Origin of the sequence: Streptomyces sp. NPDC052301, assembly GCF_044593395.1 — a bacterium.
Lineage (GTDB): Bacteria > Actinomycetota > Actinomycetes > Streptomycetales > Streptomycetaceae > Streptomyces.
Genome location: NZ_JBIUBE010000016.1, coordinates 103,948 through 116,923 on the forward strand (window position 1 = coordinate 103,948; position 12,976 = coordinate 116,923).

Here is a 12,976-nt window from a genome sequence, read left to right on the forward strand (position 1 = left end):
ACAGCGAGCGCCCTGTCCGTCAAGGCGAACGATCGTACCGATGGAGCGAACGACATGGCCGACGTCCCCGCCCGGCTCCCCATGGAATGGATCGCCGCGTCCCTCAAGCGCGAACGCGGTCGCGCCGGGCTGTCCCTGTCCGAGCTGGCCAAGCGCGCCGGGATCGCGAAGTCCACGCTCTCCCAGCTGGAGGCTGCGAGCGGCAATCCGAGCATGGAGACGATCTGGGCGCTCGCGGTGGCGCTCGGCGTGCCGTTCAGCGCGCTGGTGGAGTCGCCCGCGCCCGCCGTCCAGGTGATCCGGGCCGGCGAGGGCCCCACGGTCCGCTCGGACCGGTCCAGCTACGTGGCCGCACTGCTCTCGGCGAGCCCGCCGAACGTGCGGCGGGACCTCTACCACGTCTGGCTGGAGCCCGGAACCGTCCGGGATTCCGAACCGCACATTCCCGGGACGGTGGAGCACATCGTGGTCACGGAAGGGGCGGTGAAGGCGGGACCACGGGGGGAAGAGGTGGAGCTGGGACCCGGTGACTACATGTCCTACCGGGGAGACGTCGCGCACGCCTACGAGGCGCTCGCCGCCGGAACGAAATTCGTGCTCGTCATGCAGCACATGTGAACCGGAAATGAACGGGAAAAGGCAGGAGCCCCGTCGCCGGAAGGCGCGGGGCTCCTTGGGTACTGCACTCAGGTTCTGCGATCAGGCAGTGATCAGACGGGGGTGACGTTCTCCGCCTGCGGACCCTTCGGGCCCTGCGTCACGTCGAAGCTCACCTGCTGGTTCTCCTCGAGGGAGCGGAAGCCGGAGGCGTTGATCGCGGAGTAGTGAACGAAGACGTCGGGGCCGCCGCCCTCCTGGGCGATGAAGCCAAAGCCCTTTTCGGCGTTGAACCACTTCACGGTTCCGGTAGCCATAAGCCCTCCTTGGGCTCAAAAGGGTTGCCCTGCTCCAGAACCTGCACGTGCGAAACGGTGCTGCACAACTGCATACGTCTGAAAACGACGAGAGCCCGCGGTCACATGCTCCGCAGGCTCTGTACTGCAAGGGAAACCAAACTGCAACTTGCGGCGAGCCTAGCACGCGGGCAGCCGAAAGCAATAGAGGGCAAGATCACTTCACTCGGATGTTTGAAAGTCTGTAACCCGTTTGACGGCGGGGCCGGTCCGAGCACCGTACAGCACGGGGTCTAGTCTCGCGATGTGGACAATTCTCGCACCCGGCCGCGCGTCGGCCACATCCAGTTCCTGAACTGCCTGCCCCTCTACTGGGGGCTCGCGAGAACCGGCACGCTCCTCGACTTCGAGCTGACCAAGGACACCCCGGAGAAGCTCAGCGAGCAGCTCGTGCGCGGCGACCTCGACATCGGCCCCGTCACCCTCGTCGAGTTCCTGAAGAACTCCGACGACCTGGTCGCCTTCCCGGACATCGCCGTCGGCTGCGACGGCCCGGTGATGTCCTGCGTGATCGTCTCGCAGGTCCCGCTGGAGAACCTCGACGGCGCCCGGGTCGCCCTCGGCTCCACCTCACGCACCTCGGTCCGGCTCGCCCAGCTCCTGCTGGAGGAGCGGTACGGCGTACGGCCCGACTACTACACCTGCCCGCCCGACCTCAGCCTGATGATGCAGGAGGCGGACGCCGCCGTCCTCATCGGCGACGCGGCCCTGCGCGCCAACCTCCTCGACGGCCCGCGCTTCGGCCTCCAGGTGCACGACCTCGGCGCGCTCTGGAAGGAATGGACCGGCCTGCCGTTCGTCTTCGCGGTGTGGGCCGCCCGCCGGGACTACGCCGAGCGCGAGCCGTCCCTCACCCGCCAGGTCCACGAGGCCTTCCTCGCCTCCCGCAACCTCTCCCTGGAGGAGGTCGGCAAGGTCGCCGAACAGGCCTCCCGCTGGGAGGACTTCGACGAGGCCACCCTGGAGCAGTACTTCACCACCCTCGACTTCAGCTTCGGCACCCCGCAGCTGGCGGCCGTCGCCGAGTTCGCCCGCCGCGTGGGCCCGACGACCGGCTTCCCCGCGGACGTGAAGGTGGACCTGCTGCAGCCGTAGGCACACGTCACTACCCTGCTGCACGGAAGGCGTTGGGGGGAGAGTGCGCCATGCAGCCGCTGGAAGTCGACGAGCCGGCCACCGTCGGGCCCTACCGGCTGCTCGGCCGGCTCGGCTCGGGTGGCATGGGCCGGGTCTATCTCGGCCGCAGCACGGGCGGCCGTACGGTCGCCGTGAAGATCGTCCACCCGCACTTCGCGCTGGACGAGGAGTTCCGCGCCCGCTTCCGGCGTGAGGTGGAGGCCGCCCGCCGGGTCGGCGGCGCCTGGACCGCGCCCGTCCTGGACGCGGACCCGGACGCCCGGGTGCCCTGGGTCGCCACCGCCTACGCGGCCGGCCCGTCCCTCGCGGCGGCCGTCGCCGACGGCGGCCCGCTGCCCGCGCACACCGTACGGGCCCTGGGCGCGGGCCTCGCCGAGGCGCTGACGGCCGTGCACGAACGGGGCCTGGTCCACCGGGACGTGAAGCCGTCCAACGTCCTGCTGACCCTGGACGGGCCGCTGCTGATCGACTTCGGCATCGCCCGGGCCATGGACGGCACGGCGTCCCTGACCTCCACCGGTGTGTCGATCGGCTCCCCGGGCTACATGTCGCCCGAGCAGATCCTCGGCAAGGGCGTCACGGGCGCCGCCGACGTCTTCTCGCTCGGTGCCGTCCTCGTCCACGCGGCCACCGGTGAACCGCCCTTCCGCGGCGACTCCTCGGCCGCCCTGCTCTACAAGGTCGTGCACGAGGAACCCGAACTCGGCTCCCTCGGCGGCGAGCTTCGGGAGGTGGCGGCGGCCTGCCTGGCCAAGGACCCGGCGGCCCGTCCCGCCCCCGCCGAGGCCGGCCGACGGCTCGCCCCCGAAGGCGCCGCCCGTCTGGTCGCCGGCGGCTGGCTGCCGGGGCCCCTGGTGGAACAGGTCAGCCGCAGCGCCGTGAGCCTGCTCAACCTGGACACGGGAGAGACGGCCCCCTCGGGCCCCGTCCCCTTCACCGACCCCACGGTGGACGGACCGTCGGTCCTGCCCCGGCCGACCCCGCCCCCCGGCGTCGGAGCGTTCGGCCCGGCTCCCGTGATGACACCGGGGGAAGCTCCGCCCGCCCGCCCACCCGCCGTGTCGCTCGGCGCCCCGAACGACCTGCCCGCCCCGCCTGCCGTCGTGCCCGCGCAGCGGGACGTCCCGTCACCCGGCCGGGTCTCCGTGACCGTGGCGGCGGACTCCGCACCGGCACCGGGCGGCCGTGGGCGCCGGGTGAGCTGCACGGTGGTGCTGGCCGTCGCCGGCGCGCTGGCCGCCGTCTCCCTGGGGGCCGGCATCCTGCGGCCCTGGTTCGGGCAGAGCGACGGTGACAGCGCAGGCGGTGCCAAGGTGAACTCCCCGGCGCCCGGCCCGACCACCGGCAGCCCCGGTACCGGCACCGGCAAGGGTGCCGTCCCGGCCCGCTACCTCGGGACCTGGGAGGGCCGGGCCACCGGCCTCGACGGCAACCTGCCCATGGGCACCTTCAGGCTCACCGTCCGTCAGGCCGCGGTCGGCGCGGAGCTGGGACGGCTCCGTCAGACCGACCAGATCGGCGGCGTCTGCACCGACGTCCTCACCCTGAAGAAGGTGACGAAGACCCAGATTCTCGCGACCTCCGTGGGCGCCGAGGACAACCCCGGGCACTGCGTACCGACCCCGCACCAGGTGGAGCTGACCCCGGTCGGCGACGATCTGAGGTTCACGTCGGACAGTTCCGACGAGGGCAACCCGGTCGCGCGCATGTCGAAGGTCGGCTAGACACGGCCGGTTCCGGGAGCCTGTTCTCAGGAGTCCGTTCCCAGGAATCCGTTTCCGTTCCCAGGAGCCCGTCCTCGGGAGCGGGCTCTAGGAGTCCGAGGGGACCTTGTACTTCCGTACCGTCCCGGCGATCTTCCGTATCGTCGCGTCCGGCACCTCCCCGGCCACGTTCCTGGCGCCGAAGAACGACCAGGAGGCCACCTTCCCGTCGGTGCCCTCGAAGGCGAACGTCCACGCCTTGCCGTCCGACGCGCACTTCGTCGACTTCTTCACGCCCACCGACCAGGCGCTGCCCAGACTGCCCTTGAGCCCGGAGACCGACGTGAACGACTCGACGGGGCCCGTCTTCACCTTGCTCCTGTCCGGCTGGGTGTACTGCCCGTACACCCAGGTCTTCGGATCGGCGCCGGCGACCTCCTGGGTGCTCAGGCCGCTCTCGTTGCCCCTGCTGCCCACCGCGGCCAGCGGTGAGTAGTCCAGCGTGCCGTTCTTGTCGTCGTCCGAGGCGCACCACGTCTTCTTCAGGAAGGCGGGCGCGCGCATGGCGATGAGCGGCTTGTCGTCCGGGTCCCCGCTCCTGGAGACCCACGTGACCCAGTTGGAGGACTGGATCTCCCAGCCCGGCGGGACGTCGAACTCGATGCCCTCGCCCGGGTTCGCCACGACCTTCCAGCCCTTGACGGTGGCGGTCTCGGTGCCGGAGTTCCGCGCGTCGGTCGAACTCGGCGAGGGGGACGCGGTGCCGGTGGGCCCGGGGCCGGGCCCGTCGTGCCGGGTGTCCCCGAGCATCACGATCCCGGTGACCACCGCGGCCAGCACCACCGTCGCCGCGGCGATCACGGCGGCGAGCTTCGTCCGGTTCGGGCCGCCACCCCCCGGCGGCGGCACGGGAGCGCCGACCGGCTGCGTGGGCGTGCCCCACGGCTGAGGCTGCTGGTAGGGGTTCGGCTGGTGATACCCGGGCTGCCGGTACGGGTTCGGCTGGTTCCCGACCGGGGGCTGCTGCGGGTTCTGTCCGCCCCCCGGCGGCTGCTCTCCTGGCCACATGCGCCGTAACGATACGGCGGTGGCCGACGCCTGCGGACGCCGGTTCGGTCCTCCGCCCGGCCCCGCGCTCGGTAGGCTCTCCCCACCATGAGTGACGTGCTGCTGTGGGCCGTTGCCGCGCTGTGGGGCGCGACGGCGGGCGTGCTGCTCCCCAGGGCCGCGTACCGCTTCGCCGTCCCGGAGGGGGAGGAGTGGCGGGACCGGTGCCCGCGGGGACATGCCCTCCGGGGCTGGCTCGGCCCGGCGCGCTGCGACCGGTGCCCGCGAGGCGACGCGGACGCCCCCGAGGCGTCGTCCACCCCCTCCGTTCCCCTCCTCGCCGCCGCCACCGCCCTGACCTGCGCGGCCCTCGCCGCCGCCACCGGTACCCGGCCCGAGCTGGCGGTCTGGCTGCTGCTCGCCCCCGTCGGCGTGCTGCTGGCCGTGGTGGACTTCCGGGTACGGCGGCTGCCCGACCCGCTGACCCTGCCGCTCGCCGTCGCCGCCCTCGCCCTGCTCGGCCCGGCCGCCCTGCTGCCCGAGCACGCCGGCCACTGGCCCACCGCGCTGTACGGCGCGCTCGCGCTCGGCGCCGGCTACTACCTGCTGTACCTCGTCAACCCGGCCGGCATGGGCTTCGGCGATGTGAAGCTGGCCGTGGGGATGGGCGCCGTACTCGGCTGGTACGGCTGGTCCACGGTCCTGCTCGGCAGCTTCGCCGGGTTCCTGTTCGGCGCGCTCTACGGCGGCGCGCTCGTCGTGGCCCGGCGGGCGGGGCGCAAGACGGCGATCCCGTTCGGCCCGTTCCTCATGGCCGGAGCCTTCACCGGGCTGCTGATCGGCGCGTACGCGGCCTGAGGTCTGCCTCGGAAACCGGCTGGCGTAGGCTGAGTCGGTCCGCCCACCCGTCTCCCACCATCACCCTTGAACTGAGCGCTTCGCGCGCACCTTTTACTTGTCTTGACGAAAGGGACGCCCTGGTGACCGAGAAGGCCGACCTCCAGTCTGTCCTCGACCGTGCCGCCGCCGGTGGGCGGATCACCCCGGAAGAGGCGCTCGACCTCTACCGCGACGCCCCGCTGCACGCACTGGGCGCCGCCGCCGACGCCGTACGCCGCCGCAGGTACGCCGGCATCGAGCACATCGCCACGTACATCATCGAGCGCAACATCAACTACACGAACGTGTGTGTCACGGCGTGCAAGTTCTGCGCCTTCTACGCGGCCCCCAAGGACACGGAGAAGGGCTGGACCCGCGACCTCGACGACATCCTGCGCCGCTGCGCGGAGACCGTCGAACTGGGCGGCACCCAGATCATGTTCCAGGGCGGCCACCACCCGGACTACGGCGTCGAGTACTACGAGAAGCACTTCAAGGCCATCAAGGACGCCTTCCCGCAGCTGGTGATCCACTCGCTGGGCGCCTCCGAGGTCGAGCACATGGCCCGGATCAGCGGGGTGTCGGTCGAGGAGGCCATCACCCGCATCCACGAGGCGGGCCTGGACTCCTTCGCGGGCGCCGGCGCCGAACTGCTCCCCGAGCGGCCGCGCAAGGCCATCGCCCCGCTGAAGGAGAGCGGCGAGCGCTGGCTGGAGATCATGGAGACCGCGCACAAGCTGGGTGTGGAGTCGACGTCCACGATGCTCATGGGCACCGGCGAGACGAACGCCGAGCGCATCGAGCACCTGCGGATGATCCGTGACGTACAGGACCGCACGGGCGGCTTCCGGGCCTTCATCCCGTACACCTACCAGCCGGAGAACAACCATCTGAAGGGCCGTACCCAGGCGACCCTCTTCGAGTACCTGCGGATGATCGCGATCGCCCGGCTGTTCATGGACAACATCCAGCACATCCAGGGCTCCTGGCTCACCACGGGCAAGGAGGTCGGCCAGCTCTCGCTGCACTACGGCGCGGACGACCTCGGCTCGATCATGCTGGAGGAGAACGTGGTCTCCTCGGCCGGTGCCAAGCACCGCTCCAACCGCCTGGAGATCATCGACCTGATCCGCAAGGCGGGCCGCGTCCCGGCGCAGCGCGCGACGACGTACGAACACCTCGTCGTCCACGACGACCCGGCGAACGACCCCGTCGACGACCGCGTGGTCTCCCACATCTCCTCCACGGCCATCGAGGGCGGCACGGCCCACCCCGAGCTGAAGCTGCTCGCGTCCAACTAGAACCGGCCAGGCGTTCCGTGCTGACACTTCACGTTGCCGAACAGTCGCCCGAGACGGCGGTGCTGGTCGACGGGGCGTCCGTCGCCGCCCTCGGCCGGTACGAGGAACTGGCCGACGCCGACCCGCGGGCGCGGGTGCGGCGCTGGCCCGGCATCCTGACGCCCGGACTGCTGAATCCGTACGGCCCGGAGCTGCTGGAGGCCACCTACCACCCCGACCCGCGCGAGGCCGAGGCCCTCGGGACCGAGCCCATCGGCGGGGAGCGGGCGCGGGAGATCTTCCGCGCCGACCCCGCCCGCCTCGGCGCGAGCGCGCGGCGCGGGGTGCAGCGGATGCTGGCGCACGGCACGGTGGCGGTGGCCGGGGAACTGCGGTCACGGGCCGTCGTCGACGCGGTGCGCAGGGCCGGACTGGCGGTGGGACAGCGGCCGGACCGCCTCCCGGGTCCGCCGGCGCTGTCCCCGACCCCGTTGATCCTGCTGCCGAGGCTGGTCCCGGGCGGTCCCGCCCGGTTCGCCGTGTTCGATGTCGCGGACCGCGCCGAACTGGTCCGGCGCGGCGCCGGGACCTGTGTGGCGACCGTGATCGGCGGGCGGCTGGTGTACCGCGGCCGCTGAACCCGGCCGGTGCCGGGGGACGTCGGCTCAGCCCGCGAACGCCTCCCCGAACGCCTCCCCGAACCCCCCGGGCTCTGGCTCGCCCCGCTGCAGTCGGTCGCCGCGTCGTCCTGCCCGGACTGCCCGTGCGCACACTGCCGGTCGCGGAAGGCGGACCACATCGACACCCAGGCGATCTCCTTCCCCTCGGCGAACGTCCGCACCTGTTTCTGCTGGATCCTCGGCTTCGCCCAGCGCGACGGCGTGCTCCGGCGGGCGAGGCCGGCGCTCGTCGGCGTCCTGTCGTGTGCCGCCCTGGGCTACGGCGCCTGGTACGCCTTCTCCCCAGGCCGACTTCGGCACCTACGACCTCGACGAGGACCCTCTCGCCCAGGCCTTCTGGTCTGGCACGAGATCGCCCTGATCCTGGCCGTCCCGCTGATCGACCGGTTCTGGGACTTGCCCGCCTTCGAGGAGAACCTCCCCCTCGACGACCGGTGGTTCATGTTCGGCATCGGCTGGATCCCGATCGCCGGCTTCGTGCTGCTGTGCGGCTGGGTCGAGGACGTCGCGGCATGCAAGAAGCCCTGCCTCCTGCCGTGAGGGCGTGCTGCAACAATGGGCGGGTGACCCGCGCATCCCTGGACAAGCAGCCGCACGAAGTCGCCTCGATGTTCGACAACGTGGCGGAACGGTACGACCTGACCAACGACGTGCTGTCCCTGGGGCAGGACCGGCGCTGGCGCAAGGAGGTGGCGAGAGCGGTCGACGCGCGCCCCGCGCAGAAGGTCCTCGACCTCGCCGCCGGCACGGCCACCTCCTCGCTGCCCTTCGCGCAGACCGGCGCGTACGTCGTCCCCTGCGACTTCTCCCTCGGGATGCTCCAGGTCGGCAAGCGGAAGCACACCTGGCTGCCGTTCACGGCGGGCGACGCGACGAAGCTGCCGTTCAAGGACGACACCTTCGACGCCGTGACGATCTCCTTCGGGCTGCGCAACGTGCAGGACACGGACGCGGCCCTGCGGGAGATGTACCGGGTGACCCGGCCCGGCGGGCGTGTGGTGATCTGCGAGTTCTCGCACCCGACCTGGGCGCCCTTCCGCACCGTCTACACCGAGTACCTGATGCGGGCCCTGCCGCCGGTCGCGCGCGCGGTGTCCTCGAACCCGGACGCCTACGTCTACCTCGCCGAGTCCATCCGTGCCTGGCCCGACCAGCCGGGCCTCGCCGAGCGGTTGCGCAAGGCGGGCTGGTCGAGGGTGGCGTGGCGCAACCTCACCGGCGGGGTCGTCGCACTGCACCGGGGCTTCAAGGAGAGCTGACGCCCGCGGGCGCTCAGTGGTCGACCGGTTCGGCGCCCGACTGTGCCGGCGGTCGACCGGCTCGGCGCCTGACCGTCCTGGTGGGTGACCCGCTCAGCGGTTGATCACCTCGAAGGCGGCCCCGGGCTCGCCCAGTTCCCGCTGGAGCCCGCCGGTGGGCGGTCTCGGGATGCGCGGCTCGTGCACGCCCCCGCCGCCTTCTCCCTCACCGAAGTCGAACCACACGTACACCATGGAGTCCGGCGGCACCTCGGCGCCGGGCTGCGGGAACTGGCGGACGACGTAGTCGACGACGGTGTGGTGGAAGTCCGGCCGGTCCGGCGCGTTGAGGAACAGTCCCCGCGCCCGGGCGGTCTCGCGCGCGTCCACGGCCATCAGGCCGACGAGACGAGGTACGCGCACTTCGGGTGTTTTGGGTGGTATGCGCACAGACGTCACCCCCAGTGGTACTGGAAGGGTAACTCCGGTGCGCCACGGCCGGAAGGCGCCGGTGTCTTTCTGTGACAGACGACTACTCTGCGTCGCCGAACGGGAGGCGGAAGCAGAGCGCGGACTCGTCCAGCGTGGGATGCGGGTACGTCTCCGCCGGCGTCATGCCCAGCCGCCGGGTCACCGCGATCGAGCGCTCGTTGCCCGGCCGGACCATCGCCACCACACCCGGCACCCCTGCCGCCCGCACCCGCTCGAGGGTCTCGCGCGCGGCCGCCGTGACGTACCCCTTGCCCCAGTGCCTGCGGCCGAGCCGCCAGCCGATCTCGATCTCGCCCACCGGGCCCCAGGCCGGCTGCCAGGGCTGCGCGCCGGTGAACCCGATGACCTCACCCGACTCGTCCAGCATCGTCCACAGACAGAATCCGAGCTCCGCGTCGTGGCGCCGCTGGCGCGCGGTGAGTTCCTCGTAGACCGACAGCGCGGCCGGCTTGCCGCCGTAGAACTCCATGACCTCGGGATCGGCGAACACCCGGTGCCAGGCGACGGCGTCCTCGTGGGTGGGAACGCGCAGTCGTACCGCGGGGAGAGGTGGGTTCACAGGGCAGCCCTTCAGCCGGGTGATCAATTCTGCTGAATAGACTGCCCATGTCCAGTGCCGGTCGGCACGCAGATTTCGAACTTGGGGAGATCCCGCCGTGACCGTCGTGAAGGAGCCCCTCTCCGAAAACACCGCCGACGTGATCGTCGTCGGCGCGGGGCCGGCCGGCTCCACGACCGCCTACCACCTGGCCAAGGCCGGTCTCGACGTCCTGCTCCTGGAGAAGACCGAGTTCCCGCGCGAGAAGGTCTGCGGCGACGGCCTCACCCCGCGCGCGGTCAAGCAGCTCGTGGCCATGGGCATCGACATCTCCGAGGAGGCCGGCTGGCTGCGCAACAAGGGCCTGCGCATCATCGGCGGCGGCTCCCGCCTCCAGCTGGACTGGCCGGATCTCGCCGCCTACCCGAACTACGGACTCGTCCGCAAGCGCGACGACTTCGACGAGCAGCTCGCCCGCAACGCCCAGAAGGCCGGCGCCCGCCTCTTCGAGCGCTGCAACGTGAGCGGCCCGGTCATCGACGACCGCACCGGCCGCATCACCGGCGTCACCGCCAAGCTCGGCGAGGACAAGCGCGAGGTCACCTTCCACGCACCGCTCGTCGTCGCCGCCGACGGCAACTCCACCCGCCTCTCCCTCGCGATGGGCCTGCACCGCCGCGAGGACCGCCCGATGGGCGTCGCGGTGCGCACCTACTTCACCTCGCCCCGCCACGACGACGACTACCTGGAGTCCTGGCTGGAGCTGTGGGACCGTCGCGGCCCCCAGGACCGTCTGCTGCCCGGCTACGGCTGGATCTTCGGCATGGGCGACGGCACGTCCAACGTCGGCCTCGGCGTCCTGAACACCTCCGCCTCCTTCAAGGAGCTGGACTGGCGCGAGATCCTCAAGGCCTGGTGCGCCTCCATGCCCGAGGACTGGGGCTACACCCCCGAGAACATGACCGGCCCCATCCGCGGCGCCGCCCTGCCCATGGCCTTCAACCGCCAGCCGCACTACACGCGCGGGCTGCTGCTCGTCGGCGACGCCGGCGGCCTGGTGAACCCCTTCAACGGCGAGGGCATCGCCTACGCCATGGAGTCCGGCCAGATCGCCGCCGACGTCATCGTCCAGGCACACGCGCGGGCCACGCCCGCCCAGCGCGAGATCGCCCTGCAGCGCTACCCGCGCGTCCTCAAGGACACCTACGGCGGCTACTACACCCTCGGCCGCGCCTTCGTGAAGCTCATCGGCAACCCGAAGGTCATGCAGATCGCCGCCCAGCGCGGCCTCACCCACCCGGTGCTGATGAAGTTCACCCTCAAGCTGCTGGCGAACCTCACCGACCCCACGGGCGGCGACGCGATGGACCGCATCATCAACGGCCTGAGCAAGGTGGCCCCGAAGGCGTGAGCCTCCCCTGGGCCCGGCTCAGGGCCTCGGCCTTGGCGGCCCGGCGGGCGTAGACCTCGTCCCGCCGGGCCGCCATCTGCCGGAGAGCGTCCTTCTTCTCCCGTTTCGAGAGCCGGTCCAGATAGATGTGCCCCTGGACGTGGTCGGTCTCGTGGGCCAGGCAGCGCGCGAAGTACCCCGTGCCCTCGACGACGACCGGGTCGCCGTCCCTGTCCTGCCCCCGCACGACGGCCCGGTCCGGCCGCGGTACGTCCATCACGGCCCCGGGCACCGACAGGCACCCCTCGCCCTCGTCCAGCAGCCGCCGGCCGCTCGACGGCGCCTCCAGGACCGGATTGACGATGTGCCCGACATGTCGGACACCGTCGTCATCGAGGCAGTCGTACACGAATAGACGCAGGTCCACGCCCACCTGATTCGCCGCCAGTCCCGCCCCGTCGGCGACGTACATGGTGAGGAACAGGTCGTCGACGAGCGCGGCGAGATCGGGCCCGAACTCGGTGACGTCCCGGCACGGCTTGTGCAGCACCTCCTCGCCGACCTCGGTGATCCGGCGGATCCTGCCGCGCCCGGCCTCGGGGGCGTGGCGCGGGTGGTGGCCGACGGGACTTCCTTGCACGAACACGCGTGGCATCGCGGTCTCCTCCGCTCAGGGACGGACCGCCCGACGGCGGCCCGGTCCGAGCATGTCAGGACGACCTGCCCGGCGCGCCGGGAACGACGCAAGGGCCGCAGCCCCCGAGCGGCTGCGGCCCTACGCGCGTGACGAGGTGCGGGGTGCTCAGAGCACCCGCACGGCGCCGGTCGGCGGGTCGTACGACAGCGGGTGCTCCCCGACGCCGCTCGACGGGTTCTGCGCGCCGACGAACATACCGTCACCCACGTACACCGCGACGTGGTACGCGCTGCCCGCGCTGCCCCAGTACAGGATGTCGCCCGGCTGCAGGTTGCTCAGCGAGACCTGGGTGCCGGCCGTCGACTGGTCCTGGGAGACACGCGGCAGGCTGATACCGACCTGCTTGAAGGCCGTCTGCACCAGGCCGGAGCAGTCGTAGGCGGACGGACCGGTGGCGCCGGAGACGTACGCCTTGCCGATCTGCGCCTTGACGAAGCTGACGACGGCCGCGGCGGAACCGGTGGCCGTGGACGTGCTCGTGGAGGTCGAGGTGGAGCTGGTGCTCGCCGTGGTGGAGAGCGTCGTCCGCTCCGCGCTGCGGGAGGCACGCGCGGCGGCCTCCTTGCGGGCGGCCTCCTCGGCCTTCTTCTTGGCCTCGGCCGCCTTCTGCTTGGCGTCCGCGAGGTCCGCCTTGGCCTGCTTCGCGGCATTCGCGGCGGCCGCGTCGCGCTCGGCCTGCAGCTGGTAGTTCGCGGCGGCCTGCTGCGTGGCGTCCGCGGACTGGGCCGCCTGGGCGGCCAGATCGGCCGTCAGGGTGGGCAGTTCGAGGGTCTGCGTCACCGGCTCGGCCGCGTTCGCCGAGCCGGACGCCCCGGCGACTGCCAGGGTGCTGAGGACGCCACCGGCAACTCCGGCCCGCATCGCGAGGGTCGACGCGCTGCGGCGGGGCTTCCGGTGGCTGCGTATGTGAGCGGTGTGGGACATGGGAATAACCGGTACCAG

14 protein-coding genes and 1 pseudogene are annotated in these 12,976 nt (G+C 71.7%); 9 read left to right on the forward strand and 6 right to left on the reverse strand.

What is annotated here, in order from left to right; genetic code table 11:
* Positions 1 to 54 precede the first annotated feature (54 nt).
* Positions 55 to 618 (forward strand): helix-turn-helix domain-containing protein, encoded by a 564-nt coding sequence (locus ACIHEJ_RS34105; RefSeq protein ID WP_400141424.1) that lies wholly within the window; start codon positions 55 to 57, stop codon positions 616 to 618.
* Positions 619 to 710: 92 nt separating this feature from the next.
* On the opposite strand, the gene ACIHEJ_RS34110 is transcribed toward ACIHEJ_RS34105, so the two are convergent.
* A complete protein-coding gene (locus ACIHEJ_RS34110; protein WP_003992177.1) occupies positions 711 to 914 on the reverse strand; it encodes a cold-shock protein in 204 nt (67 codons plus the stop codon).
* Between the two features lie 285 nt (positions 915 to 1,199).
* Between ACIHEJ_RS34110 and ACIHEJ_RS34115 the strand changes: the two genes are divergently transcribed.
* On the forward strand, positions 1,200 to 2,048 hold the full coding sequence (locus ACIHEJ_RS34115; RefSeq protein WP_400141425.1) for a menaquinone biosynthetic enzyme MqnA/MqnD family protein: 849 nt from the start codon (positions 1,200 to 1,202) through the stop codon (positions 2,046 to 2,048).
* 50 nt (positions 2,049 to 2,098) lie between these two features.
* Positions 2,099 to 3,814 (forward strand): protein kinase, encoded by a 1,716-nt coding sequence (locus ACIHEJ_RS34120; protein WP_400141426.1) that lies wholly within the window; start codon positions 2,099 to 2,101, stop codon positions 3,812 to 3,814.
* Positions 3,815 to 3,901: 87 nt separating this feature from the next.
* Here the strand turns inward: ACIHEJ_RS34120 and ACIHEJ_RS34125 are convergent, their stop codons facing one another.
* Entirely contained in the window at positions 3,902 to 4,861 is a 960-nt protein-coding gene (locus ACIHEJ_RS34125) for a hypothetical protein (protein WP_400141428.1), read from the reverse strand.
* A gap of 87 nt (positions 4,862 to 4,948) precedes the next feature.
* Here ACIHEJ_RS34125 and ACIHEJ_RS34130 point away from each other — a divergent pair, with 87 nt between their 5' ends.
* The 5 genes and pseudogenes from ACIHEJ_RS34130 to ACIHEJ_RS34150 all read left to right on the forward strand — a co-directional run bounded on the left by ACIHEJ_RS34130 (position 4,949) and on the right by ACIHEJ_RS34150 (position 8,938).
* Positions 4,949 to 5,698 carry a prepilin peptidase gene (locus ACIHEJ_RS34130; protein WP_400141430.1) on the forward strand — a complete coding sequence of 250 codons (750 nt, stop codon included), beginning with the start codon at positions 4,949 to 4,951 and terminating at the stop codon, positions 5,696 to 5,698.
* A 122-nt stretch (positions 5,699 to 5,820) separates the two neighbouring features.
* Positions 5,821 to 7,020 (forward strand): cyclic dehypoxanthinyl futalosine synthase, encoded by a 1,200-nt coding sequence (gene mqnC / locus ACIHEJ_RS34135; RefSeq protein ID WP_400141431.1) that lies wholly within the window; start codon positions 5,821 to 5,823, stop codon positions 7,018 to 7,020.
* Positions 7,021 to 7,037: 17 nt separating this feature from the next.
* On the forward strand, positions 7,038 to 7,637 hold the full coding sequence (locus ACIHEJ_RS34140; protein WP_400141432.1) for a hypothetical protein: 600 nt from the start codon (positions 7,038 to 7,040) through the stop codon (positions 7,635 to 7,637).
* Positions 7,638 to 7,844: 207 nt separating this feature from the next.
* A pseudogene (locus ACIHEJ_RS34145) lies at positions 7,845 to 8,219 on the forward strand (acyltransferase); the annotation flags it as partial.
* Between the two features lie 23 nt (positions 8,220 to 8,242).
* Positions 8,243 to 8,938, forward strand: coding sequence for a demethylmenaquinone methyltransferase (locus tag ACIHEJ_RS34150; RefSeq protein WP_400141434.1), 696 nt, complete (start codon positions 8,243 to 8,245; stop codon positions 8,936 to 8,938).
* Between the two features lie 93 nt (positions 8,939 to 9,031).
* Here ACIHEJ_RS34150 and ACIHEJ_RS34155 read toward each other — a convergent pair whose 3' ends face one another.
* Positions 9,032 to 9,340 carry a PASTA domain-containing protein gene (locus ACIHEJ_RS34155; RefSeq protein ID WP_400141435.1) on the reverse strand — a complete coding sequence of 103 codons (309 nt, stop codon included), beginning with the start codon at positions 9,338 to 9,340 and terminating at the stop codon, positions 9,032 to 9,034.
* Between the two features lie 109 nt (positions 9,341 to 9,449).
* Positions 9,450 to 9,968, reverse strand: a complete 519-nt coding sequence (locus ACIHEJ_RS34160) for a GNAT family N-acetyltransferase (RefSeq protein WP_400141437.1) — start codon at positions 9,966 to 9,968, stop codon at positions 9,450 to 9,452.
* 97 nt (positions 9,969 to 10,065) lie between these two features.
* On the opposite strand from ACIHEJ_RS34160, the gene ACIHEJ_RS34165 reads away from it, so the two are divergent.
* On the forward strand, positions 10,066 to 11,358 hold the full coding sequence (locus ACIHEJ_RS34165; protein WP_400141439.1) for a geranylgeranyl reductase family protein: 1,293 nt from the start codon (positions 10,066 to 10,068) through the stop codon (positions 11,356 to 11,358).
* Here the strand turns inward: ACIHEJ_RS34165 and def are convergent.
* Together def and ACIHEJ_RS34175 are read right to left on the reverse strand one after the other, a co-directional pair.
* Positions 11,324 to 11,992 (reverse strand): peptide deformylase, encoded by a 669-nt coding sequence (def, locus tag ACIHEJ_RS34170; protein WP_400141441.1) that lies wholly within the window; start codon positions 11,990 to 11,992, stop codon positions 11,324 to 11,326. The two genes, ACIHEJ_RS34165 and def, sit on opposite strands and share 35 nt — an antisense overlap.
* 147 nt (positions 11,993 to 12,139) lie before the next feature.
* Positions 12,140 to 12,958, reverse strand: a complete 819-nt coding sequence (locus ACIHEJ_RS34175; RefSeq protein ID WP_400141442.1) for a C40 family peptidase — start codon at positions 12,956 to 12,958, stop codon at positions 12,140 to 12,142.
* Positions 12,959 to 12,976: the final 18 nt, after the last annotated feature.